Genomic DNA, 23,495 nt, shown 5'->3' on the forward strand with positions numbered 1-23,495 from the left:
CATGAATATTCTGAAGCTTCTGGCCGATTTGGCCGCCACTACTCCCGACCAGTTCGAACAACCTGCCGTGCGGCGCGATGCCCTTAATGAGCTAGGTCGGTTCGGGGCGAAAACACTTGCTGCTGCCTTGCCATTGGGGCTAGCGAGCGTACCAGCTCTGGCCCGCGACACACGCACCATTCTAGATTCGTTGCTGCTTGCCTTGCGGCTGGAGCGGCTGCAAAACGCTTTCTATACGCAAGCACTAGCCGCCCCAGCTACTTTCTTTCCTGCCGATGCCAGCATTCGAGCATCGATTGTAAAGATACAGGCGCACCAACAGCAGCATGCCACCCTGTTGGTACGTCTCATCAGCACTTCTAATGGCGACGTGCCCGCCTTACCTAGGTACGATTTTACGGGCAGCAAAAACAACACCCAGGCAGCCCTCTTCCCAAGCGTGTTCAGCAATTTCGACGAGTTTCTGAGGCTGGCCCAGCTGCTCGAAGACACAGCAGTACGCGCGTACAAGGCCATGGTGGAGTTCCTAGTGCAGGACAACTACATCTTGCAAACTGCTTTGCAGATCCATTCCACTGAAAGCCGGCACGCTTCCCGCATCCGTACCATACGGCGCCAGCGCGGAGCCGTAGTTAAGTCGTGGCCCAGCCCCGCCGATGCTGACATTACGGTGGCCAACAAAACTGCCGTTGTGTATGCCACTGAGCATGCCACTAATCAATTGTTAGCCGACTATACATCGGTGCCTTTCCGGTTGTTGCCCATTGGGTCTGGCCCCAACCTCCTAACGCAAAGCGTACCCGAAGCTTTCGACGAACCGTTGGCAGCTGATAGCGTAGATGGGCTGCTCAACTTATTCACGCTGTAAGCAAATTAGCCTGTTTCATAGCAGAGAAACCAGTTTGTTAATTTTTTTAGAAAAAAAGGAACTCAAAAGGGTTCCTTTTTTTTATGCACATCGAGCGGAACATAGCTGTATTACCTTATTAATAAGTAGCTCATCGTCTAAATCTTATACCGCTGCATGTAAGTAATTTTACTAAATTCCCTGGCCTTAATCCTACTACAAATAAGTTGCTCTACTCGGTCGGAACGCACCCTTTTTTCAGCGTTCCGTATACATGCTCACCGACCCAAAAATCTCACCCACAACCAAAAAGTAAATAAGCTTACTCCTATGTTGGAATATGCAAAAACCATCCTGCTCAAAGTGAGCTTTGATAAAATCCTATTCGAGAAAGAGCTCCGCAAAGCTCTTCGTATGTTAGTACCCGCTGAGCTAGCCCAATTCCGAGTGTGGTGTTACGAGCAGTTTTCCCGTATTTATCACCGCATCCTCAACCGCGTGTTTGCTCAGCCAGCACTTTAAGCTAGCTAGCCTTACCTATCAAGGGCCCCATTCCGGTAAGCTTCCGTTTCGACTGGCTAGCTTATCCAGAATGGGGCCCCTCTCTTTTATAGGATTGTGCGCTTATTTGTCGTCCGTTACAAAGCGTATATTCCGTTGTAGCCCGGCATATCCAGTCCGCTTCACCGCCGACTGCCGAAATAGCTCCGAGAATAGCTCGTGCGTAATTTCCTGCCAGTCGCCGGGGCGCAGGTCTTTCAGGCCCGGATGCGGGGTGAATTGCGGTTCCTGGTGGGGCTTAGAGAATCGGTTCCAGGGGCATACATCCTGGCAGATGTCGCAGCCGAACACCCAATTGCCAAATTTACCTTCCACTTCACGAGGTATCTGGTCTTTTAGCTCGATGGTAAAGTAGCTAATGCATTTGCTGCCGTCTACCACGTAAGGCTCGGTGATAGCGCCGGTAGGGCAGGCATCAACGCACTTAGTGCAGGTACCACAATAGTCTTTGATGGGACCGTCGTATTCCAGCTCCAGATCTATAATCAGTTCGGCTATAAAGTAGAAAGAGCCCGCACCGGGCGTGATCAGGTTGGTATTTTTGCCCATCCAGCCCGCTCCGCTCCGCTTGGCCCAAGCTTTGTCCATTACCGGGGCCGAATCAACGAATACCCGGCCGCCTACTTCCCCTATTTCCTCCTGGATAGCCGCCAACAGCGTTTTCAGCTTGTCTTTGATGACGAAGTGATAGTCGCGGCCGTAGGCGTACTTACTTACTTTGAGCGTATCGTCGGGCTGCTGAGTTTCCTCGGGCGGGTAGTAGTTGAGCAGCAACGAAATCACCGACTTCGCACCCTCCACCAGCAAACGTGGATCGAGGCGCTTATCGAAGTGATTGGCCATGTAACCCATCTGGCCGTGCATGTTGCGATTCAGCCAATTTTCGAGGCGCGGCGCTTCTTCTTCTAGAAACTCAGCTTTCGAAATACCGCAATACATAAAGCCCAGCTCCGCCGCGCGTTGCTTGATAAAGGCAGTATAGTGAGCGCTGGGGAGCATTTGATACAAGTACAACAATTACAAAGATACCTATTAAGCAGCGCAGCTACTCGTGAGGCCGTTGGCGTGAATATGCTAAAGGCTAGTTCTCATATAAGCAAAGCAAAAAGCAAGCAAACCAACAACAAATAGTATCAGCCCTAATATCAGATTAGCGTAACCGATATCCTTTTTCTCACGGTCGTTGGTCCGAATGGAAAGCCTCATTCCTAGCACAGTAAAAATGATACCTCCTGCTGCAAGTGGGAATAACCCCACAAAGAAGCCTCCTAAAAATAACCCCTCCCCGATTCCTAACATTGCCAAGATCAGGAACATAAAGGGTGTTACATAGCAGTATATAGCACGTTTATAAAGCTTAGATATACGCGGCCGGCTCATAACAACAAATACAGTAAGTGTTACAATCAATGGATACTATAATAGATGTTCTCAGCAATATTGACCTCACGGTATACTATTAGTAAATAGAAACGCACCGCTGAGAGCGGTGCGTTTCAACTATGACTGAAAACTTTTTACCTAGCTGAACAACTCGCCGGTGTTGCCGCGCAAGTGCTGAGGCATGAGCTTACCGAGGTGCTGATAGGCGTGCTCGGTGGCTTCGCGGCCGCGGCTGGTGCGCTTGATGTAGCCTTCCTGGATGAGGAACGGCTCGTACACTTCCTCGATGGTTTCGGCTTCTTCCCCGCAGGCTGTTGCAATAGTGCTTAGGCCTACCGGACCACCCTTAAACTTGTCGATGATAGTGGTGAGAATGCGCTTATCCATGTCGTCAAGGCCACGGGCGTCTACGTCGAGGGCATTTAGCGCAAACTGGGCTATTTCTACCGTGATAGTACCGTTGCCTTTGATCTGAGCAAAGTCGCGGGTGCGGCGCAGCAAGTTGTTAGCAATACGCGGCGTACCACGCGAGCGGCGCGCGATTTCAAAGGCCGCATCCTCATGAATAGGTGTGCCCAAGATTTCGGCCGAGCGCTGCACGATGCTGGTCAGCAGTTTGGAGTCGTAGTACTCCAAGCGTGAGCTGATGCCGAAACGAGCCCGCAGCGGCGAGGTGAGCATGCCGGAGCGCGTAGTGGCCCCAATCAGGGTGAAGGGCGACAACGTAATCTGTACGGAACGCGCGTTTGGACCCGAGTCGAGCATGATATCGATGCGGTAGTCCTCCATGGCGGAGTACAGGTATTCTTCCACCACCGGGTTAAGGCGGTGAATTTCGTCAATGAAGAGTACATCGTGCGGCTCGAGGTTGGTCAGCAAGCCGGCTAGGTCGGAAGGCTTGTCGAGCACCGGGCCGCTGGTCATCTTGATGCCGGATTCCAGCTCGTTGGCGATGATGTGAGATAGGGTGGTTTTACCCAAGCCGGGAGGCCCGTGCAACAACACGTGGTCGAGGGCGTCGCCACGACGCTTGGCAGCCGCCACAAACACTTTCAGGTTCTCGACTACCTTGTCCTGTCCCGCGAAGTCGTCGAACGAAAGCGGACGGAGGGCCTTGTCAATGTCCTTTTCGGAGGCATCCATGTGGTCGTTGCCGCCGGTGAGATAAGATTCGCGCATAGAGCCGAATGGAAAGGTTGATGTTGGAAAGGTAACACCTCTGCCTAACAAAATGTCCCTTTTTTAGCAAAAAAACATTCAGATACACCAATTAGCTAATTTCATTAGCAATAAGTTGGCATAACCCCTGTTTTGACCTTGATTTAGCCTGATTATTGCACCAAAATGAAGGCTTGAAGTTCTGCACAGAAGGCTTTGCGGGCTTTGATTTGCAGGCTCGTAAATCCCTTGATTGAATCCTTAAACGAAGGCTCCCGTAACTTGCAGCTTCCATTGCTTTTGCTGCTGCATGTCTTCTTCTGCTTCCAATAATTGGCTTGAAACGCTCCCTGCCGACTTTTACGACCAACTGGCACATTGCCTCTCTCTACATGGCATGGCTTGCCTAGAGTTGCTTAGTCGCTCACAGGATGCTTCTATTCGCCAACTCATGACTATTACTGGTCTCACTGTCGAGCAGGTCAACCAACTCAACACCGTTGCCAGCCACGAGCAATTAGTACAGACCCTCGAAAATCAACCCCGTCCTCTGTACGATCTGCTCCTGCTAGGCCGCCTCACGCTGGATACTAGTTTGGCAGTGCCCGTCATGGCGTATGTGCAGCGCCAAATGGGTGTTGGCATCGCGCAGATGCAGCAGTTGAAAACGTACTGCCAAGAATTGAGCGGCGCGTTTTTGGCCACGCTCGAGCAGCAGCTACCAGCGGAAATGCTTTTGGGCTTGCACCGGCTGCGAGTCGAAGAGGTGTTTCAGGCCTACGTAGCCGCTCATCCGGCACCAGCGCCCATGGCGGCTACCATCCGGTTTTCGGAGGCGCAGTTGCAAATGGTGCGTTTGGCGTTGCTCTTGGTCCACTCCCTGCCCGAAGCCGGTGACCATGCGTTTCTGCGCGCTGTAGCGGCTTTGCCCAACTTGCAGCCAGCCGCGCTGGAGCCGATGATTGAGCGCCTAGGCAAATTACAGGCCGCCGAGGAACTACCGCTGAGTTTAGCGGAGCTAGTACAGCTCTACCAGGCCATGCAGGTGTGCGGCATGGTGTTCGTGTCGGAAGTGCTGGAGCGGTTGGGGCTGGAAGGGCTCTTTCCAGCTCGGCCCGCTGAAGAAACAGCAGCTGCACCAGCACCCAGCCATCGGCAGGCGGTAGGCGAGATGGTGAGTGGCTTCACGCGGTGGGTGCAACACACCTTTCCGCAGGAGCCTGCTTTGCTAGCGGCCCGGCAGCAAGTGCTGGCCCTCGCCGATTGGCTATAGCGCGCTGCTGATCAGTACTGGTCGTTGTTATTGATTGCTAGGTAACAACAGCACTTCAATCTCTAAGTGCAGCCATTCTTCTTCCCAGGCTTTGTGGTTGAGACGGGCTTCGAGCGGGAAACTCGCATCCAGGAGCCGGGCCACGGTTTCGTTGCGGCCTTCAGGCAAGTAACCGAGCCACACGGGTTCGGCATCGGCAGTCAGAACGCGTACTGCCCAATCGTCGTAGGTGCTGTCGGCCTCGCGCACTAGCACTAGGCGCTGCCCAATTTGCAGCTGCGGTTCGTATTTGGGCAGGCCAGGGCGGTGGGTGGTGCCGGCCACCAGGCATTCAAGCAAAACAAGAGCGGAAGAATTGGGAGCGGCCATAGGAACGAGGCTGGTGAGGACGTAAAGTAAAGAAGTAGCCTTGAGCTTCGTAATAGCTTTCTAAAAATCTTCGGCCAGCCCTCTCCTACTCTCGTATTTAATTTGTTGCGGCCAAAGCTGCGGTGTTCACTACCTAGCCACTGTAGAAGGCCATCATGCCATTATGTACAGCAAAACAGAAGTCTCACAAATTCGCCAAGCCTTTTGGACTACGTTCGGTCAGTATATGGCCCCGGTGCCGTCGGCGGAGGGGGTTCCAACGAACTGGATCAACTACAAAACCGGCCTCAAGCACGTATATTTCCGGTTGCACGCCGACGGGCGTCGCGGTTCTATTGGCATCGAGCTTACGCATCCCGATGCCGGTATCCGTGAATTGTTTTTCGAGCAGTTCCGGGAGCTACAACCCATGCTTCACGAAACATTGGGCGAGACTTGGCAATGGGAACCTGACACCGAAGACGCCAACGGTCAATCTATCAGCCGCATCTACCAGGAACTACAGCCCGTCAACTTATTTAGCCGCGACGATTGGCCTAAGCTCATTTCTTTCTTCAAGCCCCGCTTGGTCGCGCTCGACGAGTTCTGGAGCACTGCGCAGTATGCGTTTGATGATCTACGGTAAGACTGGCCTTATACTTCACAAAAAAGCGGCTCCTTGATAGAAGCCGCTTTTTTATGCTTTAAGAATATCTTCCTTGATTAGCTTTTAGGATTGATTGCCGCTTTTGCTGCCTTGGCTACCGTCGCCGCTATTATCACCGCGCGGACTCTTGCTGGTGTGCGACGTTGGGGCGCTCGGAGTGCGCAAGTATGGCTCACAGCTTTGCCTCGCACCGATAGTAGCGCCTTGGCCGCCATCGGGAGTGGTATTTGCCTTTACTTCGTCCAAGTTGTGGTAGCGGCCCCCGTTGTTGCCGCCGTCGCCGCCTATGGTTTTGGCTATGCCATCGGTGGAGCCGGTTTCAGCTTGGCTATCGGGTGTGAAGTTGCCGTCGCCGGAACGGGTGCGGTCGTGGTGCTGCATGTTCGGATCCGGACCACCTTGGCCCATTTCGTTGCCTTCGTTGCGATACTGCTCTTCGTCATGCTCGCGGCGCTCCTGCCGACGCGACTCGGCATTTTCATGTGGTTGGTTGCTTTCTATGCTGTCGATATATAATGTTGAATATCAATATTATAAGGATTTTACTATCACTTGGCTACACAAAAACCTCCTACATATAGATCAGCAATGCTTGGTTAGTAGCCGCAGCCTCATGTACGAACTGCCTTAATTCCTTGAAAGTGGTTGTTAGCCATTCCACTATTTCCTCCAACTTTTCCTCCTTGCTCCAATCCAACGGGTAGATTTCCAATTCGTCCATTGTTGCACTATCGTAGCGCGCCTTGAAGTCTAATTCGGACAAACCAGCCAGCGCCGCAGCGAATCGGCTGACTGCGATGCTTGTCAGCCCACGTGCCGGACCATAGCCCAAGTCATGGTCTTCCTCATTACCGACGAACTCGCCGCCATCTAGTAAATATGCGAAAGGCTCCGGCCCATCCCAGTTTGAACCTGTGAGCATGAAGTGAAGTCCGTGCCATGCTTTGTCCAGATCTAACTCCTGATTGGCGGAAACCGGACTATCAACAAAATCCAGAATCAAATCAGGCTCATCCAGTAACTCGCGTAGCTGCTCGTCGCTTACTTTCCTAACTGTCATCGTCATGCTCATAAACGGATTGCTGTCAAGGTGAAATGAAATAAAAAACGGCCACTCTGCAAGCAGAATGGCCGTTTCAAGGTAGCTAAATCGGTAATTATTTGAACGCCTGGATACCCGTAATATCGGCGCCGGTGATGAGCAGGTGGATATCGTGGGTGCCTTCGTAAGTGATGACAGATTCCAGATTCATCATGTGGCGCATGATAGGATATTCGCCGGTGATGCCCATGCCGCCGTGGATCTGGCGAGCTTCGCGGGCTATATGCAAGGCCATATCCACAGAGTTGCGCTTGGCCATGCTAATTTGGGCGCTGGTGGCTTTGCCTTCATTTTTGAGCGTGCCGAGGCGCCAGGCCATCAGTTGCGCTTTGGTGATTTCGGTCAGCATTTCGGCTAGCTTCTTCTGTTGCAACTGGAAGCCCCCGATGGGTTTGCCGAACTGCGTGCGCTCCAGCGAGTACTTCAGAGCCGACTCGTAACAGTCGATGGCGGCACCGATGGCACCCCAGGCAATGCCGAAACGGGCGGAATCGAGGCAGGACAAGGGGCCTTTGAGGCCGTCGATGTTGGGCAGCACGTTTTCTTTGGGAATGCGCACATCCTCGAACACCAACTCGCCCGTGGTGCTGGCGCGTAGGCTCCACTTGTTGTGGATTTCGGGGGTGCTGAAGCCTTCCATACCGCGCTCCACTATTACGCCCCGGATGCGGCCATTGTCGTCCTTAGCCCACACGACGGCTAGTTGCGCTTCGGGCGAATTACTGATCCAGAGCTTGGCGCCGTTCAGCAGGTAATAGTCGCCTTTGTCTTCGAGCTTAGTTACCATGCCGCCGGGGTTGGAGCCGTGGTCAGGTTCGGTGAGCCCGAAGCACCCGAGCCACTCGCCGGACGCTAACTTGGGCAGGTACTTGCGGCGCTGCTCTTCGGAACCATAAGCGTAGATCGGGAACATCACCAACGAACCCTGGACCGAGGCTGTGGAACGCATGCCCGAGTCGCCCCGCTCGATTTCCTGCATGATCAGGCCGTAGCTGATGTAGTCGAGGCCACCGCCGCCGTACTCGGTGGGGATGGTGGGGCCGAAGGCGCCTACGTCGCCGAACTTCTTGACGATTTCGGAAGGAAAGTGCGCGTCCTGCGCCCACTTCTCGATGTTGGGGCTGATTTCCTTTTTTACAAAGTCGCGGATGCTCTGGCGAATCAGCTTGTGCTCTTCGGTGAGCAGGCCGTCGAGGTCGAAGTAATCGGTGAAGCCGGCGGCGTTGGTGGAACCGTGGACTTTGGTGGCTTTGGCCTGGGGCGAGAGGACGTCAGCTTGCGAAGACATGGCAGATTGTTGGGTGGGGATATAAACTCAAAGATAGGGGTTTCAGCCAGCAGAACAGGCGGCTACAAGGTATGGTTCGGGCCTTAAGACGCCGCCGCTTACGAGGCCGCCACTGAAATTTCTGCGGCTTCTCTTTCCAATAATTGGTTTCCTCCGTAGAGCTACCCATCCGCCCATCGACTTCTGTACTTACTACCTTATGAGCCACGAAAAAAAACTCAACGAATTAGAAGCCACCGCTATCTGCGGTAACGATATTTCGTCGTCGTGTCTGTACGTGTCGGCACTTTCTATTGCGTATGCCGGGCAGTATGCTTGGGCAGCACTGCTAGTAGTCGGGGCAGTGCTGTTTCTGTTTCGCCGCATCTATGGAGAAGTGGTGGGCGCACTGCCACTCAACGGCGGCGCTTACAACGTGTTGCTCAACACCACTAGCAAGCGCAACGCCGCCGTAGCCGCCTGCCTAACCATCTTGTCGTACATGGCTACGGCCGTTATTTCGGCTTCCGAGGCTATGCACTACCTGCATACGCTCTGGCACGGGTTGCCCATTATTCTGGCGACGATCCTGCTGCTTGGGCTTTTCTTGCTACTCACCATCCTCGGCATTTCCGAGTCGGCGGTGGTGGCAGTGGGCATCTTTTTGCTGCACTTGTTTTCGCTTACGCTGCTGGTTGGCGTCACGGCGTGGTATCTGTTTACGCACGGCATCGATACGCTGATAACCAATTGGCACATGCCGCTGAAAACCAGTTTAGTTTCAGCGTTATTTCTTGGGTTCAGTGCCGCCATGCTCGGGATTTCGGGATTCGAGAGTTCTGCCAACTTTGTGGAAGAGCAGGCCCAGGGCGTGTTTCAGAAAACGTTGCGCAACATGTGGGTGGTCGTGACGGTGTTTAACCCGCTGCTGGCGTTTCTGGCCGTGGCAGCGCTGCCTCTGGTAGAAGTTGGCCAACATACCGAGACCTTGCTTTCGCACTTAGGCAATAAAACAGGTGGCCCCTGGCTCTCGACGCTGATTTCAGTTGATGCTGTAGCTGTGCTAAGCGGCGCGGTACTCACCTCGTTTGTTGGTGTGAGTGGCTTGATGAAACGCATGGCCCTGGACCGCATCCTTCCGCAGTTCTTTTTGAAGGAGAATGGCCGCAAAAGCAACTACATCATCCTCATCACCTTCTTCCTGCTTTGCTTGTCGGTGTTGCTGATTACCAATGGCGAGCTAGGCCCGCTGGCCGGAGTATACACCATCTCGTTTTTGTCGGTAATGGCCTTTTTTGCGCTCGGCAACTTCCTGCTTAAGAGCAAGCGCCCCAAGTTGCCTCGGCCCGTATATGCCAGCATAGTCACGGTTTCACTGGCTCTGCTAGGCGTGTTGGCGGCGCTTTACGGCAACATCCGCATTCGGCCCGATTACCTCATTGTATTCCTGCAATACTTCCTTCCCTCCATGCTGGTAGTGTCGGCTATGCTCAACCGGACGGCTATTCTGAACTTGGTGCTAGCAGCCGCCGAGTCGCTGGCCAAGCATTCGCCTCGGATTTCAAGCCTTACGCAAGCCAACATTCGGCGGCAACTAGATGAATTGCACAAGCAGGAATTCGTCTTCTTCACCAAAGGCGACAACGTTTCCAACCTCAACAAAGTGATGGCCTACGTGGTGGAAAACGAGTTTACCAACCGCTTGAAAATCGTAACGCTGCTTAAAGAAGGCGAAACCTACCCCCAGGATTTGCTTAAGGACATTAATGTGCTAGACCGCGCCTACGAGCAAATTGAAGTGGATTTCGTCACGATCAATGGCACGTTTGGACCCGAGCTCATTGACCGGCTATCCAACGAGTGGCAGATACCGAAGAACTTCATGTTCATTGGCTCCCCCGGCAATGCCTTTCCTTACCAAATTTCCGAGCTAGGCGGCGTCCGACTCATTATTTGAATTGCTCTGCCCAAAAACAAAACGCCCTGCGCTGCTTCCTATAGCATCGCAGGGCGTTTTTGTGAGGTCTGTTTTTAAAACTTCACGCCCACCGACGCCAAGAAGTTGCGGGTGGCTTGCGGGAAATACCAGTTGAATGTTTGCTGGCGCCCGGTAGCATCGGGGTAGCCGTAGGTGTAGCCGTTGGCCACGTATTCGCGGTTGAGCACGTTGTTTACGAGCAAGCCCAACTCAATTTCCTTCACAAACGTCGGCCGGATGGCGTAACGCACCCGGAAGTCCAGCACTTGGTACGGCTTGATGCTGCGCTCCAAGCTGGCGGAGTTGTCGAGGTACTGGCGGCTGACGGTTTTGTAGAGCAGCGCCAGGCGTAGGTTCTTCACTGGCTGTCCTTCCAGCGTATGCGCCGACACGGCAGCGGGCGAGTAGGAAATGGTCGTGGTGCGAGGCTGCGCATCCACAATGGGGGTGTAGTTCTCGTCGTAGATGACGTTGCGGTAGTCTAGGATACGGTTGCGGCTCAGCGTCAGGGTGCTGCTCAAGCTAATCTTGTCGTCGGCGGAGGCAAAGCCGGTCAGCTCCACGCCCGTTCGGTAGCTGCGGGCTACGTTGGTGCGCAGGGCCGTACCCACGTCGTTCAGCTGGCCGGTAGCTACCAGTTGGTCGCGGTAGTTCATGTAGAAGTAGTTGGCTTCGAACCGCAACGAGGTTTTGGGTCCAAGCAAGCTAGCATCAGAACGAGTGAAGCGGTAGCCTCCTTCAAAGTCTTCGAGACGCTCGGCCTTGGCGCTTTGGTCGCCGGCGGGGCGGTCGGTAAAGTCGGAGCGGACGGGCTCCCGCTGGCCTATCGCAAAGCTGGCGTAGAGTTGCTGCCCTTCGGCTAGTGCGTAGGTGGCACCGGCTTTGGGGTTGAAAAAGGTGTAGCGGGCGCGGGTCGTTACGTCGTTCTGGTCGTCTTCTACGCCATCAATGTCGTACTCGATGTGCCGCACTTGCAGGTCGCCGTACACACCGAGCTTGGGCAATACCTGCCAGGTGGCGCGGGCGTAGGCGTTGTAGTCGGTTTTGGTGGCGTCGTTGAAGTAGTAGCGCTGGCCGATGGTGCTATTAGAAGCGTATTGCGCCCAGATTATTTCGCCGTAGTGGTCGTTGGTGAAGCGGTTCCAGGCGCCGCCTACTGTGGCCTGAAAACGGTCGTTGTCGTGGGGCTGATAGTTGAGGGCGAAGGTGCCGCCATAGAAATAGTTATCGAGCCACTTGCGGTCTACCAGGTTCGTGCGCGTGATGGTGTCGCCACCGATAACAACATTGGCTAGGTTGTAGTCTGAAAAGCGCCGGTTGGCGCGGTAGTTTTCATAGTAGCCGAAGCCGCGGGTGAGGTGCAATGCGGCCCCAATGTTCCAATCCTGACCTAACCCCTGCGTGAGGTGCAGTTGGTAATGGTTTTGCTGGTAGTTGTCGGTTTGGTTGTCGTAGGTGTAGTAGCTGTAGCGGCGGCCTTCCTGCTGTACTCGCGCTGCATCCGCTTCCGATAGTTCGCCGTTGTCGATGTACTGTTGCAAGAGCGCCCGGTTGCCGGTAATGGCCGGTTCGGGTACCCCGTTCCACGCCTGATAAGTTTTCTCGCGCCCCGAAAACGCAATAAACTTCAGCAACGTGTTCTTGGCCTGGTAGCCCGCCGCAAAGTAGTACGACTTCAAATCCGAGGAAGCCCGGTTCATGTAGCCGTCGGTGGCAATGCGCGATAAACGGCCATCCACCATGAAGTGGCCGCCGAGCAGCCCGGTTCCGAACTGCACGTTGTTTTTCCAGGTGTTGAAAGAGCCGTAGGTGTTCTGCGACTCCCCGTAGGCTTCGCGGCGGTTGTCCAGCGTCGAGATGTTGATGCTGGCCCCGAAGGCAGCCCCGCCGTTTTGACTGGTGCCCACGCCACGCTGCACTTGCAGGCTGCTAATCGACGAAGCCAGATCGGGCAAATTCACCAGAAACGACCCGTGCGACTCGGCATCGTTGAGCGGCACCCCGTTGATGGTCATGTTGATACCTGTGTTGCTCGTGCCCCTGATACGAATATCGGTGTAGCCTACACCGGCGCCGGCATCAGAGTTTACAACTACCGAAGGAGTCTGGTCGAGCAAATAAGGCAGGTCTTGGCCGAAGTTGCGCTTATTCAGCTCTTCCCGGCTCACGTTGGTATAGGCCGTGGCCGTGCGGTTGTTGGCGCGGGAAGCGGTTACGAGGGCTTCGCCGGTGAGTACGCCCCCGGCTGCAACGTGGTACTGAGGCGCTGCTCGGTGGCCTGCCCTTGCAGGCGGCGCAACAGGGTTTCGTAGCCAAGAAACGAGACGCGCAGCTCATGCGGCCCGGCGGGCACGGCAGACAACGAGAAAGTCCCGGTGGCATCGGTGGCGGCGCTGGCCGTGCCATCGAGCAAGATGGTGGCGCCGGGCAATGCAGTGCCGGTGCGAGCATCCAATACAGTACCCAACACTGGACCTTGTGCCCAGGCCGAGGAAGAAAGCAGAGGCAGCGCCAAAAGCACAGTCCCGGAAAGCAGTAAACTTTTCAAAAATGAAAACTGAAAAGGTAGAACGGGCCCTGCGCCAGGGGTCGGCACGTTGGCAGTATCGTTCGCGGATCGTCTGTTCCCTTCGCCGGCATTACCCGGATCAGGTTCAATGGGTATGATCTCAGCCTTGGCCTTATTGGCGTGGGGCACCCCTAAACTTCTGCTGCAAAGGTAACCCCTTTCCGCCTGTTGTTGCGAGCCAACCAGAGAATCTATATTCTTTCGTTGAAATGATTGTACTCGGCATAAGCGCTGCGCTTAGATCGGTAATCAGGAAGAAGAATTCGAGAGGTCTTTACTTTCGATTGATAATCAATTACCTTAGGAAGGCTTTCCATTTATCAAACCCGGGTGGTGAGAAAACAACAAGAGCCTTGGCGCCGTTATTTACTTGGCACCCACCGCTAGTCTGCTCGTTCGTCCTTTCATCCTACCTCCGACCATGACCCCCCTCGTGTACTTACTTGTCGTTCTAGCTATCACGATTTATTTCTTGCTGATTCCACGGCGGCGTTACCCCAATCCGCCCCAGCCCGACAGCGACGACGACGGGGAGAACCGCTCGACGATGGCCTCCCCGACTTGGACCTTCCGCCCGGTATCACCCGCCCCATCAACGATTGGGAACCGGATTACAACCGGCGGCCGCAACGACCCGTGCGCCCCACCGCGCCCCACCTTTCCTAACGTACGTTATAAATACTGCCTATACGGCATTAAATCCAACGACCCTTCCGGCGCTGTTTCCCGTTGTTAATCGTGGCTGATGCAACAGAAACAGACCTTGGAAGGGTCGTTGGGTTTAGTGTGAATGGAAGCTAAAGCAGATGCTAGTGTCGCCTAATCCCGAGCTTGTTGTCTACAGTTCGCGGCCCATTCGCACATAAGGAATCGGGCCTTTATAAAAGACGGATCCTTGAGGCAGCAGCCCAAAACGGGCGTAGAATTCGGCGCTGTCTTGGCGGGCGTCGCACCAGATGTGGGTGGCATCGTGGCGGCGCGCTTCGGCCATAACGTGTTGCAGCAGGGCGCTGCCGATGCCTTGCCGCTGGTAGTGGGGGTGCGTAGCAAATTTGCGAAAACGGGCTTCGGTGTTTTCTACGAAAAGCGAAATAACGGCCACTAGCGCATCTTTCACGAAAGCCCCAAAGTGCAGACCCGCCGCATCATTTTCCACTTTCACGTAGTCTAGCGGCTTGTCGGGCCATAGCACCTGGTGGCGCAGCGCGTACGTATCGGCGGGGCTAATGGAGCGAATGTCAACGGCGGGCATAACAGCAAGTGCTATTCGGCGGTGATACTGTAGGATGCCACGAACTCCTGGCCCGGCTGTAGCGTCAGAATACCTTCCTTATCGGCTAGGTCGCCGGAATCGCCGACGGAGCTGGCGATGCCGTGCCATGGCTCGATGCACACGAAACGGGCGCCGGGGCCCTTGGTCCAGAGGCCGAGGTAGGGAAAGCCGTCGAAGCGGACGCGCACAGCGCGCTCGGAGCGGCGGCTACGGAGCGTAACGTGCGTGAAGTCGAAGTTCTTTAGTACCAGCGCATCTTGCTCGAACAGCTCATACCGCAAAGGCATGGCCGTTTCTTCGTTCAAAATAGGCTCCGTCTGGCCGTTGAGCAGGCCACCTTCCAACAGATGTCGCTCGAACGTAACGAGGTGGTCGAACACGAATTCATAGTCCTCGAATTGCTCGTTGGCAAGCAGTGGGCACCGGAAAGCGGGATGTGCCCCAATGCCAAACAGCAGTTCGCCAGTCCCGATGTTGGTTACCTCCCACCCAATGGTAAGCATGGGGCCCGCCAGCCGGTAGCTAATCAGCAAGCTAAAATCGAAGGGAAACAGGGCGCGCGTAGCCTCGTTAGCGCGCAGTTCCAGCACTAGCTCGGCCGGCATTTGGCGCACGAGCGTGAAGTCTTGGTCGCGTGCAAAACCGTGCTGCGTGAGGCGGTAGCTCTGACCTTGATAGGTATACGTATCATTCGGCAGGCGTCCCACAATAGGGAAAAGCACCGGTGCATGACGAGCCCATACGGCAGGGTCGGCCTCCCATATATACTCCAAGTTGTCGAGGTCTTTGCGAATGAAGCTGCTCAGTTCGGCGCCGTTGGACTGTATGGTCACGCGGGACTGTTCGTTTTCGAGGGTGTAGGTCATGGGAGGGATAGATGATGAACTAACGATAATAGGCAGCGAAGAGGAAAAAGGTTGTGCAGAATCTAACCAAGCTTTCAAAAACTCACCCTGCCTGATCTGATATACACTTGCTACAGCGCCTCAGGCACTGACATCAAAGCAAGTATTGTCATGCTGAGCGGAGCCGAAGCATCTCGCTAGTGTGGTAGCTCCCACTACTTGCCCAATGAATCGGGCGAGATGCTTCGGCTCCGCTCAGCATGACAGTTACTTTGGCATTCGCATCGAGGCTTATCTGCCTAGCAACTCATCCACCAGCTGCCGGGCTTGCTCGAAACGCTGGTCTAGCGCCCCGCTGATTATAGAGAAGTTTGCTTTCTGGTCAACTAGGGCTTGTTGGTAGACTTGAAAGAAATGCTGGCGCAAGTGCGGATGTTCGCGTAGCGGATCGGGCTCCCACGGCAAATCCACGTTCAGCAACAGCGCCAAGTCGTAGAGTTGCTGTCCGATGCGCTGCAAAATCCAGTCGGGGCAGTGCCCGAAAGCGTGTTCGGCCCACACTTTTATTACCAGTAAGTCGGTGTCGCAGAAGAAAACAGCGTGGCCTTGCGCCTGCGCTTCGGCGGCGGCTTGCTCTTCTTCACGAAGCTGGCCGCGGGCTATTTCCTCTAAGTCAGGCAAGGTATAGCTAGGGCCTTTTTCCTCTAAGTAAGCACGGGCGTACTCGGGAGCCCACGTGGTATGGTAGTGCGCCGCTAGCTGCCGGCTAAGCGTGGTTTTGCCCGTTGACTCGGGGCCCGTAATGGCAACGCGCAGCATGTTTTTCAACAAGAAGTAGGTATGTAATGGCGAACAGTAGACTTTCTATTCTGCTTCCTGAATTTGTAGCTGCTCTTTGTGCATGGCGCGGCGCCATGCTAGGTAGCCATACACGGCTAAGCCGAGGTAGAGGGCGTAGAGGGCACTAGTCGGATAAAGGTGCTTGTACCACAGAATAGGCACGTAGATAATGTCCACCAAAATCCAGAGCCACCAGTTTTCCAGGCGTTTGCGCATAAGTTGGTATTGCGCCGCCATGCTGACCGCCGTAGTGAAACTGTCCCAATGCGGCACAGTAGCATCGGTTTTATAGTCTAAATAATAGCCAAAGCCGACCGTAAACGCCACCACAAACAGCGCACAAGCCACCCACTCCCGGCGCCGCGTGTGCGACACCGGCAACTCGGTTTTGCCGCGCCCGCCGTAGAGCCATTCATACCAGCCGTACACACTCAGCGCGATAAACATCACCTGAAGCATAGAGTCGGAATACAATCCGGCACGCAGATAAACCACGATGTAGAGGCCGCAGCTTACAATAGCAATAGGGAAATTCCAGAGCGACTCGCGGGCGGCCAGCCACACGCAGGCAAACCCCGTCAGCACGGCCACCCACTCTAGCGGACTATTGCCGACGGCGGCAGTCCAAAACTCGTATAACGACTGCACCAAAACGATAGGCTAAGAACTGAAACACTTTCCTCGCTGCTTACAACCAGCTTGCAGGAAGAAGCCAAAGCTAACGAGCCACCACCTAATTTTGTGCTTTCTTCTTTTTGTCTCGCTTTTCCTGCCGCCATGCTCCCTGAACTCACACCCGAAGAACTGAATCGACGCCTTTCCTCCGGCGAAGACATTCAGCTTATTGATGTGCGGCAGCCCGAAGAATACGAGTATTGCCGCATCGAGGGCAGCCACCTAATTCCGCTTGGTGACCTGCCCCACCGAGTAGACGAGCTAGACGAGACGCGCCCTATCGTTCTGATCTGTCACCACGGTGTGCGCTCCATGCAAGCCCTGGCTTACCTCCAGCATCGCCACGATAAAACCAACCTGCTGAATCTGCGCGGCGGTATCCACGCCTGGAGTTTGCGCGTGGACCCATCGGTGGCTGTGTATTAATTAGCGGATTTTTAGCCCGCACAAACACAATCCAGGTGCTAAGCTCATCTGCGAAAATCCACTGAACAAACTAGCCCGTGCACTTCCCCGACCTTCCCATAACTGCTGCACTGCCAGACCTACTTTCCGCATTGGCTACGCACGAGCGGGTGGTGCTGCAAGCGCCGCCGGGCGCGGGCAAAACCACTGTGGTGCCGCTGGCCTTACTCGAAGCTGCTTGGCGCGACGGAGGCCGAATTCTGGTATTGGAGCCTCGGCAACTAGCGGCCCGCGCGGCCGCCAACCGATTGGCCAAGCTGCTCGGCGAAACCGTGGGCGAAACGGTAGGCTACCGGGTCCGGTTGGAAAGCAAAGTATCGGCCCGCACCCGGATCGAGGTTATCACCGAAGGCATCCTGACGCGCCTAATTCAGGACGACCCGGCGCTAGAAGGGGTAGCGGCGGTAGTGTTCGACGAATTTCACGAACGGAGCCTGCGGGCGGATCTTGGGCTGGCCCTCACGCTGGATGTGCAAGCCGTGCTGCGGCCTGAACTGCGGATTTTGGTGATGAGCGCCACGCTGGAAGCCGAACGGTTAGGCAGCTGGCTAAATGCCCCTGTAGTTAGTAGCGCCGGCTTTCTGTTTCCGGTCGAGACGCACTACCTGAGTCCACGCCAAGCCGCTGTGGGCGGCACGCGGCCCGCTGAAAGAGTAGCCGCGCTGGTACCAACCGCGGTGCGCGAAGCACTTCGTACCCATTCTGAAGGCGACGTTCTGGTGTTTCTGCCGGGCCTTGCTGATTTGCGCCGGGTAGCTGACAAGCTAGAGCCTGCCCTACCCGAAACCACGCGCTTGCACCTGTTGCACGGCGAGTTGCCGCTCGAACAGCAAGACGCGGCCCTGCGCCCTGCGCCGGCAGGCTACCGCAAAGTTGTACTCAGCACCGCAATTGCCGAAACCAGCCTTACCATTGAGGGAGTACAGGTAGTGGTGGATGGTGGCTTTGCGCGGGTGCCGCGTTTCCAAGCCCGCACGGGCTTCACTACGCTCGAAACTGTACCCGTCAGCCAAGCCGCCGCCGATCAGCGCCGCGGCCGCGCAGGTCGGTTGGGTCCTGGCACCTGCTACCGCCTCTGGACCACCGCCGAGCACGCCGCTCTCCCTGCGCACCTGCCACCCGAAATTCTCACTGCTGATCTTAGTGGCTTGGCCCTGGAATTGGCGCTATGGGGTGCCACTCCCGCCGGACTACGTTGGCTCGATACGCCCCCTACTCCTGCCCTAGCCTTAGCCAACGACTTATTGCGTCGGCTCGGAGCCGTGGAGGCCACCGCCGATAAGCAACTGGACTCTGTAGTGAACGAGGACTACGCTGCTTCTACCGCAATTGCCAACGTTTCACCGTCCGTTCCTATCAAGCCCACAGCCCACGGCCGGGCGCTGGCACGGCTCGGATTAGCGCCTCGCTTAGGCCACTTAGTGGTGCGAGGTCACGAACTAGGACATGGCCCGGCTGCCGCGGCTTTAGCGGCATTGCTTTCCGAACGCGACGTGCTGCGCGCCGCCGATGCGCACCCTACCCCACCTGATTTGCGGCTGCGCTTTGAAACCATTGCGCATGGCCGCCCGGCCCTACCGGGCTTGCTGGTGCAGCACAACACGCTGCACCGCGTCCGGGATGCGGCCCGCAATTTGCGCCAGCGCTGCGGCATCCGCGACACGGCTACCTCCGCCGATGCTGATGCGGCAGGCTTACTCACGGCTCTCACCTACCCCGACCGTATTGCCCAGCGCGAAACCACCGACCGAGTGCGCCTCGCCACTGGTCAGCGCGTACTGCTGCCCGCCGAGTTTTTCGGCCGCGACGATCAATTTATGGCAGTAGCGTACCTAGAAGGCCCGCCCACCAATTGCGGGCCGCACTGGCTGCGCCCGTGAGCCGCCCGGAGCTAGAGCAGCTATTTGCCGACCAGATTGAAGCCCGCGACGAGGTCCGGTGGGACGCTGCTACTGGCCGCGTGCTGGCCCGCCGCCTCCGCCGGCTCGGCGCGCTAGTGCTCTCGGACACCCAACTCACTCAACCCGACCCCGAGCTACTAGCGCACGCGCTACTAGATGCCTTACGCACCGCCGGCATTGCAAGATTGCCGTGGAGCGAGTCGGCGGTTGAGCTACGGCAACGGTTGGCTTTTTTGCAACATCACTTCCCAAACGATTGGCCTGATGTTTCAGATGAAGCCCTAGCAGCCGAACTAGACGAGTGGTTGGAGCCACATTTGGTCGGGTTGAAGAGTCTGAACGAAGTAAGCCGGCTCGACTGGAACGAGTTGCTGCTCCAACGCCTGCCCGGTGGCTGGACCCAACGACAAGAATTAGACCGCCTAGCTCCTTCGCACCTTGCCGTGCCAAGCGGCTCTCGCGTGGCCTTAGACTATACCGACCCTACTGCACCTGTGTTGGCTGTGAAACTGCAAGAGGTTTTTGGCTTGCTCGATACGCCGTTTGTGGCGGCAGGCCGGGTGCCACTTACCCTGCATCTTTTATCTCCCGGCGGCCGACCGGCGCAAGTCACCCGCGACTTACGCAGCTTCTGGCAGACGGGCTACTTCGAGGTGCGCAAAGACCTGCGCGGGCGCTACCCCAAGCACCCTTGGCCCGACGATCCGCTCACTGCTATTCCAACCAAACTCACTAAAAAACGCTTCGAGGCCGGTCAGTAACGCAAGTAGCCTTAGGCTGCATCTAGGTAGATACGTTCCACTATTATCATAACAGATAACGTAAGAACCGTTATAGCGAGCGTAATCAAAGGCTCTAGGGTGCCGAGGTTGTCAAGGTAATCGTCTTGCTGAGCACAGCCGAAATATCTCGCTCGAATCGTTTAATAAGTTTACCAACTCAGCACGCGCAATGCCTCGGCAAGCGCAGCAGGACTTATCAAAAGGTGCATAATACTTTAGCTGATTTCTATGACGGTAGGTTAGCATTAGTAGTATGCAAAGTGCTTTTGCTATAGCACAGCTATCTGAATAGTACTTTTTCTATATAATACTTGATTAAACGAGCAAGCAACAAAACTTCGTAAGTAGCTGACAGGCAAAACACAAAATATAGTTGGTAACATTGGGATAATACTGTTAATGATTTCATAATATAGGTTTATGAAATCATTTTTACCCTCTCCTAGCATACAACTACTGGTTTTGTTGCTGTTGAGTTTGGCGAGCGGGGCGCAGGCACAAACGCACAGACTAACAGCTACTCCGCCCTCCTATCGGCGCTTCAACTCATGGCTGATGGTGAACAGCGACGCTCGCCTTAACGACAAGTGGGGCTTGCACACCGAAGCCCAGCTACGTGAGGTGAAAGGCCCAAACGCGCCGCAACAAAAGTTTTTGCGCATCGGCGCCAACTACTACGCGGCCAATATACTTGTGCTCTCGGCTGGTTATGCCTACACCATGTCGTTTCCTGAGGGCAACGATTCGGAACTAGGGAGCTTGCCCGAACACCGCAGCTACCAGCAGCTCCTGCTTCGCTTCGACAGCAGCCGGGTTCAGACGCAGCATCGGTACCGCTTAGAGCAACGTTGGGTACGTCGCCCTGGCAGCGGGCAATTCACCTATCTCAACCGCTTGCGTTATCAATTGCGCCTCACGTTGCCACTCAGCTCGCAAAAGAAAGTTCTACCGGGCACTCCCTACCTCACCGGCTACGACGAGGTATTTATTGGCTTTGGCCGCAATTCCGACGGCAATATTTTCAGCCAGAACCGTGCGTGCCTAGCTCTGGGGTATCAAATCAGCCATGCTACTTCGGTTGAAATGGGATACCTCAATCAGATGGCGTCACAAGAAGAAATGGCTTCTCTGGCCGCTAATCACATTCTTCATCTGGGCCTCAACTTCAATCCAGACTTCCGGAAAGGCAAGCTTACGGCTGAAAGCAACTGAAACCCTCTAGTGCTATCCTGAAATCTGGTCTTCTTCTAGGTTCGAGCGGTTTTGGTTTGGAGTAGGCGTGTAATGACGGTGTAGCCAACGGCTCAGGCCCCCGAGACCCGGAAAAAGTACCCGCTCGGTGATGTTGGCTTGGTCGAGCTTGTCCCGAATTTCCCACTTGAGCCGAGCCGGAATAATAATGCGAAAATAAAGCTCTGGGTGCTGTTCCAGCCACTCGTGCAAGGTAGCGCGGGCCGTATTCATCAACGAGAATAGTGCGTACTGATGCACAATACGGGCATCGAGAGACGGGGGCTCCAGAAACAGCAGAAACTGCTCGTCGCGCAACAATTCCAACTCCCGCAGCGTGGTGCAGAGGGGTTCTAGCAGTTCGGGCGTGAATACATTGGAGCCCTCCGCCCGTAAAGCTTCGCGCAAGCTCGGAGGCAACGATTCGGCAGCCAGCACATAGTTGATAGCCCAAATAACCCCGTCATCACCATAAGCCTCTAAGTCATCGGTGGCAAAGTGCAGGGCAACGTAGGGCGAATAGGTCCAGTCGAGGAGGCGGGTGGGAAGGCCGTGGTGCTGCGCCAGCGCCAGCCAGTTCCACACCGAAGCGCCGGGTTGGCTGAAGTCGCGGCCATACTTGCGGAAGTTGCGCAGCAAGTGGTTTTCCAGCTGCTGATATTCGCCGCCCAGGCGCTGCAAGCTGGTAGTGAGCAGCCAGTTGGAAGAGCGCAGCCCCCGGTACACGAAAGGCGAACGAAAACGACCGATACGCGGATCCCAAGTGTCGCGAAAAAGCGCCTCCTGCAAGTCGGTCCAGGAAGTGACGTGTATATCGTTGGCGGAAAGCGACACAGAAAATTGAGTTTAATATGTATTACGAGTGATGCCTAAAGTACAGCGCAACGACTTATCACTCATCGAATGATTTAGTGTTCACCCTGCTTGCTTAGACAATAAAAAGCGCCGTTGGCTACCCTACGCTTATATGTAGGACAACCAACGGCGTTTCAACTACCTCTTATTCGAATTTATTCTCCCTCCGGAAAATCAGCGGCGTCACCAATGGCGGCTACGCTTTCCAGCTCTTGCAGTAGGTTCGTGAACTTGTCACGGGCGCCTTTCACAGCTGCTTTACCGAGAGGCAAGTGCAACGGTGGATTCTCTTGGCGCACCAAGTCGAACATGGCTTTGGCAGCGCGCTGCGGGTCGCCGGGCTGCTTGCCACTGTAGCTCTGAATGCCTTTTAGGTTTTCGCCTACTGTGGCGCGGTAGTCTTCGATGGCCGTATCGACGAAGCTGGCGGAGCGGCCAGCCCAATCGGTGCGGAAGCCGCTAGGCTCAATATTGGTAACGTGAATGCCGAGGGGTTTCACTTGCTGAGCCAGACTCTCGCCAATAGCTTCAAGGGCAAACTTACTGGCATTGTAGACGCCTACACCTGGGAAGGTTTTCAGGCCGCCAATGCTCGTGATGTTAAGTATATGGCCACTTTTCCGCTCCCGTAGGTGCGGCAGCACCGCCCGCAGCACGTGCAGCGGCCCAAACACGTTCACGTCGAACTGGCGCTGTACTTCTTGGGCCGAAATTTCCTCGATGCTGCCCATGGAGCCATAGCCCGCATTATTTACCACCACGTCGATGTGACCGAGGGCCTGAATGGCTTCGGCTATGGCCTGCTTTACTTGCTGTTCGTCGGTTACTTCGCAAACCAAGCCACGGCCGTTTTCGCCAGCTTTCTGCGTGAATTCGTCGGCTTGCTCTTGCTTGCGGAAAGTAGCGGCTACTTTGTCTCCTTTGCTAAGGCAGTACTCGGCTAGCTCTTTGCCAAACCCGGTACTTACGCCGGTGATAAACCAGTTTTTGTTGTCAGTTGCCATAATTGAATACTAAAAGGAAGATGCCAAGCCTCAAGGCCACGGCGGCCTTTTCAACTCGTAAAAGGCAATAGAGGTTTTGATTGCAACAATAAAAGCTGACTAGTGGTGTACCAGCACGAGCTTGAACGGGCGACCTGATATGGCTATTTGCTTGCTGAGCCAAGACAGCTTGTAAGCAGTTAGCTACTTGGAAAACCATTGCTCATGCATCGTTCACTTTCGCGAGTTGATGTTTACAGCATTCCACTTATCACTAACGTCCGAAATGGAGCCTTCCAAATCAATTATCCTTCCCGCAGGCCACCAGTTGGCGGTGATAGGCAGGTAATTCATTTGGGTTATCCTAGAGCATACTGCTGCTAAACGAACGCAGCGAAAATGCACCGGAAGTAAGTCATAACAGTTTCTGCTTTCACTATACGGTACTAATACAAGACTACCACAGGCTATTGCAGCCTAGTAATAAGAACCC

General features: G+C 55.1%; 25 protein-coding genes and 1 riboswitch. Of the genes, 10 read left to right on the forward strand and 15 right to left on the reverse strand.

Going from position 1 to position 23,495, the window contains the following annotated elements:
- Position 1: 1 nt before the first annotated feature.
- The gene (locus tag MUN86_RS18610) at positions 2-868 is read left to right on the forward strand and encodes a ferritin-like domain-containing protein (RefSeq protein ID WP_245119537.1); all 867 of its coding nucleotides are present in this window, start codon (positions 2-4) and stop codon (positions 866-868) included.
- A gap of 309 nt (positions 869-1,177) precedes the next feature.
- The gene (locus MUN86_RS18615) at positions 1,178-1,369 is read left to right on the forward strand and encodes a hypothetical protein (protein ID WP_245119538.1); all 192 of its coding nucleotides are present in this window, start codon (positions 1,178-1,180) and stop codon (positions 1,367-1,369) included.
- A 102-nt stretch (positions 1,370-1,471) separates the two neighbouring features.
- Here MUN86_RS18615 and queG read toward each other — a convergent pair whose 3' ends face one another.
- The 3 genes from queG to ruvB form a co-directional block, all read right to left on the reverse strand.
- On the reverse strand, positions 1,472-2,407 hold the full coding sequence (gene queG / locus MUN86_RS18620; protein WP_245119539.1) for a tRNA epoxyqueuosine(34) reductase QueG: 936 nt from the start codon (positions 2,405-2,407) through the stop codon (positions 1,472-1,474).
- Between the two features lie 75 nt (positions 2,408-2,482).
- On the reverse strand, positions 2,483-2,725 hold the full coding sequence (locus tag MUN86_RS18625) for a hypothetical protein (protein WP_245119540.1): 243 nt from the start codon (positions 2,723-2,725) through the stop codon (positions 2,483-2,485).
- 204 nt (positions 2,726-2,929) lie between these two features.
- Complete coding sequence (ruvB, locus tag MUN86_RS18630; protein WP_245119541.1) at positions 2,930-3,970, reverse strand: Holliday junction branch migration DNA helicase RuvB; 1,041 nt, start codon at positions 3,968-3,970, stop codon at positions 2,930-2,932.
- 289 nt (positions 3,971-4,259) lie between these two features.
- Here ruvB and MUN86_RS18635 point away from each other — a divergent pair, with 289 nt between their 5' ends.
- The gene (locus tag MUN86_RS18635; protein WP_245119542.1) at positions 4,260-5,222 is read left to right on the forward strand and encodes a hypothetical protein; all 963 of its coding nucleotides are present in this window, start codon (positions 4,260-4,262) and stop codon (positions 5,220-5,222) included.
- A 27-nt stretch (positions 5,223-5,249) separates the two neighbouring features.
- Here the strand turns inward: MUN86_RS18635 and MUN86_RS18640 are convergent, their stop codons facing one another.
- On the reverse strand, positions 5,250-5,591 hold the full coding sequence (locus MUN86_RS18640) for an HIRAN domain-containing protein (RefSeq protein WP_245119543.1): 342 nt from the start codon (positions 5,589-5,591) through the stop codon (positions 5,250-5,252).
- Positions 5,592-5,754: 163 nt separating this feature from the next.
- On the opposite strand from MUN86_RS18640, the gene MUN86_RS18645 reads away from it, so the two are divergent.
- Positions 5,755-6,216: a DUF4268 domain-containing protein gene (locus MUN86_RS18645; protein ID WP_245119544.1), complete on the forward strand. Its 462-nt coding sequence runs from the start codon at positions 5,755-5,757 to the stop codon at positions 6,214-6,216.
- Positions 6,217-6,300: 84 nt separating this feature from the next.
- Here the strand turns inward: MUN86_RS18645 and MUN86_RS18650 are convergent, their stop codons facing one another.
- The 3 genes from MUN86_RS18650 to MUN86_RS18660 form a co-directional block, all read right to left on the reverse strand.
- Entirely contained in the window at positions 6,301-6,618 is a 318-nt protein-coding gene (locus MUN86_RS18650; protein ID WP_245119545.1) for a hypothetical protein, read from the reverse strand.
- 190 nt (positions 6,619-6,808) lie between these two features.
- Positions 6,809-7,309 carry a YfbM family protein gene (locus MUN86_RS18655; RefSeq protein WP_245119546.1) on the reverse strand — a complete coding sequence of 167 codons (501 nt, stop codon included), beginning with the start codon at positions 7,307-7,309 and terminating at the stop codon, positions 6,809-6,811.
- 85 nt (positions 7,310-7,394) lie between these two features.
- Positions 7,395-8,627: an acyl-CoA dehydrogenase family protein gene (locus MUN86_RS18660; protein ID WP_245119547.1), complete on the reverse strand. Its 1,233-nt coding sequence runs from the start codon at positions 8,625-8,627 to the stop codon at positions 7,395-7,397.
- Between the two features lie 199 nt (positions 8,628-8,826).
- Here MUN86_RS18660 and MUN86_RS18665 point away from each other — a divergent pair, with 199 nt between their 5' ends.
- The gene (locus MUN86_RS18665) at positions 8,827-10,563 is read left to right on the forward strand and encodes an APC family permease (protein ID WP_245119548.1); all 1,737 of its coding nucleotides are present in this window, start codon (positions 8,827-8,829) and stop codon (positions 10,561-10,563) included.
- 74 nt (positions 10,564-10,637) lie between these two features.
- On the opposite strand, the gene MUN86_RS18670 is transcribed toward MUN86_RS18665, so the two are convergent.
- Positions 10,638-12,752: a TonB-dependent receptor gene (locus MUN86_RS18670; protein ID WP_245119549.1), complete on the reverse strand. Its 2,115-nt coding sequence runs from the start codon at positions 12,750-12,752 to the stop codon at positions 10,638-10,640.
- A gap of 44 nt (positions 12,753-12,796) precedes the next feature.
- On the reverse strand, positions 12,797-13,132 hold the full coding sequence (locus tag MUN86_RS18675; protein ID WP_245119550.1) for a carboxypeptidase-like regulatory domain-containing protein: 336 nt from the start codon (positions 13,130-13,132) through the stop codon (positions 12,797-12,799).
- A gap of 60 nt (positions 13,133-13,192) precedes the next feature.
- Positions 13,193-13,296: riboswitch (TPP riboswitch) on the reverse strand.
- A 278-nt stretch (positions 13,297-13,574) separates the two neighbouring features.
- Here MUN86_RS18675 and MUN86_RS18680 point away from each other — a divergent pair.
- Positions 13,575-13,889 carry a hypothetical protein gene (locus MUN86_RS18680; protein WP_245119551.1) on the forward strand — a complete coding sequence of 105 codons (315 nt, stop codon included), beginning with the start codon at positions 13,575-13,577 and terminating at the stop codon, positions 13,887-13,889.
- A 102-nt stretch (positions 13,890-13,991) separates the two neighbouring features.
- Here the strand turns inward: MUN86_RS18680 and MUN86_RS18685 are convergent, their stop codons facing one another.
- The 4 genes from MUN86_RS18685 to pnuC form a co-directional block, all read right to left on the reverse strand.
- Entirely contained in the window at positions 13,992-14,405 is a 414-nt protein-coding gene (locus MUN86_RS18685; protein ID WP_245119552.1) for a GNAT family N-acetyltransferase, read from the reverse strand.
- 11 nt (positions 14,406-14,416) lie between these two features.
- Positions 14,417-15,292, reverse strand: coding sequence for an aldose 1-epimerase family protein (locus tag MUN86_RS18690; protein ID WP_245119553.1), 876 nt, complete (start codon positions 15,290-15,292; stop codon positions 14,417-14,419).
- Positions 15,293-15,562: 270 nt separating this feature from the next.
- Positions 15,563-16,090 (reverse strand): AAA family ATPase, encoded by a 528-nt coding sequence (locus MUN86_RS18695; protein ID WP_245125793.1) that lies wholly within the window; start codon positions 16,088-16,090, stop codon positions 15,563-15,565.
- A gap of 45 nt (positions 16,091-16,135) precedes the next feature.
- Positions 16,136-16,759, reverse strand: coding sequence for a nicotinamide riboside transporter PnuC (gene pnuC, locus MUN86_RS18700; protein ID WP_245125795.1), 624 nt, complete (start codon positions 16,757-16,759; stop codon positions 16,136-16,138).
- A 129-nt stretch (positions 16,760-16,888) separates the two neighbouring features.
- Between pnuC and MUN86_RS18705 the strand changes: the two genes are divergently transcribed.
- The 4 genes from MUN86_RS18705 (at position 16,889) to MUN86_RS18720 (ending at position 21,146) form a co-directional block, all read left to right on the forward strand.
- Entirely contained in the window at positions 16,889-17,212 is a 324-nt protein-coding gene (locus MUN86_RS18705) for a rhodanese-like domain-containing protein (protein WP_245119554.1), read from the forward strand.
- 77 nt (positions 17,213-17,289) lie between these two features.
- The gene (hrpB, locus tag MUN86_RS18710; RefSeq protein ID WP_245119555.1) at positions 17,290-19,131 is read left to right on the forward strand and encodes an ATP-dependent helicase HrpB; all 1,842 of its coding nucleotides are present in this window, start codon (positions 17,290-17,292) and stop codon (positions 19,129-19,131) included.
- Positions 19,104-19,913, forward strand: a complete 810-nt coding sequence (locus tag MUN86_RS18715; RefSeq protein ID WP_245119556.1) for an ATP-dependent helicase C-terminal domain-containing protein — start codon at positions 19,104-19,106, stop codon at positions 19,911-19,913. The genes hrpB and MUN86_RS18715 overlap by 28 nt, the downstream gene beginning before the upstream one ends.
- Before the next feature lie 441 nt (positions 19,914-20,354).
- Positions 20,355-21,146: a DUF2490 domain-containing protein gene (locus MUN86_RS18720; RefSeq protein WP_245119557.1), complete on the forward strand. Its 792-nt coding sequence runs from the start codon at positions 20,355-20,357 to the stop codon at positions 21,144-21,146.
- A 12-nt stretch (positions 21,147-21,158) separates the two neighbouring features.
- On the opposite strand, the gene MUN86_RS18725 is transcribed toward MUN86_RS18720, so the two are convergent.
- On the reverse strand, positions 21,159-21,998 hold the full coding sequence (locus MUN86_RS18725) for an FRG domain-containing protein (RefSeq protein ID WP_245119558.1): 840 nt from the start codon (positions 21,996-21,998) through the stop codon (positions 21,159-21,161).
- A gap of 176 nt (positions 21,999-22,174) precedes the next feature.
- Entirely contained in the window at positions 22,175-23,023 is an 849-nt protein-coding gene (locus MUN86_RS18730; RefSeq protein WP_245119559.1) for an oxidoreductase, read from the reverse strand.
- Positions 23,024-23,495 lie beyond the last annotated feature (472 nt).

Origin of the sequence: Hymenobacter volaticus (assembly GCF_022921055.1) — a bacterium.
Lineage (GTDB): Bacteria > Bacteroidota > Bacteroidia > Cytophagales > Hymenobacteraceae > Hymenobacter > Hymenobacter volaticus.

Bases quoted from the DNA above. Each gene is read 5' to 3' on its own strand.
- MUN86_RS18695 (WP_245125793.1), bottom strand. From the start codon at position 16,090: ATGCTGCGCGTTGCCATTACGGGCCCCGAGTCAACGGGCAAAACCACG.
- ruvB (WP_245119541.1), bottom strand. From the start codon at position 3,970: ATGCGCGAATCTTATCTCACCGGCGGCAACGACCACATGGATGCCTCC.
- MUN86_RS18640 (WP_245119543.1), bottom strand. From the start codon at position 5,591: ATGGCCGCTCCCAATTCTTCCGCTCTTGTTTTGCTTGAATGCCTGGTG.
- MUN86_RS18685 (WP_245119552.1), bottom strand. From the start codon at position 14,405: ATGCCCGCCGTTGACATTCGCTCCATTAGCCCCGCCGATACGTACGCG.
- queG (WP_245119539.1), bottom strand. From the start codon at position 2,407: ATGCTCCCCAGCGCTCACTATACTGCCTTTATCAAGCAACGCGCGGCG.
- MUN86_RS18690 (WP_245119553.1), bottom strand. From the start codon at position 15,292: ATGACCTACACCCTCGAAAACGAACAGTCCCGCGTGACCATACAGTCC.
- MUN86_RS18705 (WP_245119554.1), top strand. From the start codon at position 16,889: ATGCTCCCTGAACTCACACCCGAAGAACTGAATCGACGCCTTTCCTCC.
- MUN86_RS18645 (WP_245119544.1), top strand. From the start codon at position 5,755: ATGTACAGCAAAACAGAAGTCTCACAAATTCGCCAAGCCTTTTGGACT.
- MUN86_RS18625 (WP_245119540.1), bottom strand. From the start codon at position 2,725: ATGTTCCTGATCTTGGCAATGTTAGGAATCGGGGAGGGGTTATTTTTA.
- MUN86_RS18635 (WP_245119542.1), top strand. From the start codon at position 4,260: ATGTCTTCTTCTGCTTCCAATAATTGGCTTGAAACGCTCCCTGCCGAC.
- MUN86_RS18650 (WP_245119545.1), bottom strand. From the start codon at position 6,618: ATGCAGCACCACGACCGCACCCGTTCCGGCGACGGCAACTTCACACCC.
- MUN86_RS18610 (WP_245119537.1), top strand. From the start codon at position 2: ATGAATATTCTGAAGCTTCTGGCCGATTTGGCCGCCACTACTCCCGAC.
- MUN86_RS18720 (WP_245119557.1), top strand. From the start codon at position 20,355: ATGAAATCATTTTTACCCTCTCCTAGCATACAACTACTGGTTTTGTTG.
- MUN86_RS18615 (WP_245119538.1), top strand. From the start codon at position 1,178: ATGTTGGAATATGCAAAAACCATCCTGCTCAAAGTGAGCTTTGATAAA.
- MUN86_RS18655 (WP_245119546.1), bottom strand. From the start codon at position 7,309: ATGAGCATGACGATGACAGTTAGGAAAGTAAGCGACGAGCAGCTACGC.
- MUN86_RS18680 (WP_245119551.1), top strand. From the start codon at position 13,575: ATGACCCCCCTCGTGTACTTACTTGTCGTTCTAGCTATCACGATTTAT.
- MUN86_RS18665 (WP_245119548.1), top strand. From the start codon at position 8,827: ATGAGCCACGAAAAAAAACTCAACGAATTAGAAGCCACCGCTATCTGC.
- MUN86_RS18660 (WP_245119547.1), bottom strand. From the start codon at position 8,627: ATGTCTTCGCAAGCTGACGTCCTCTCGCCCCAGGCCAAAGCCACCAAA.
- MUN86_RS18730 (WP_245119559.1), bottom strand. From the start codon at position 23,023: ATGGCAACTGACAACAAAAACTGGTTTATCACCGGCGTAAGTACCGGG.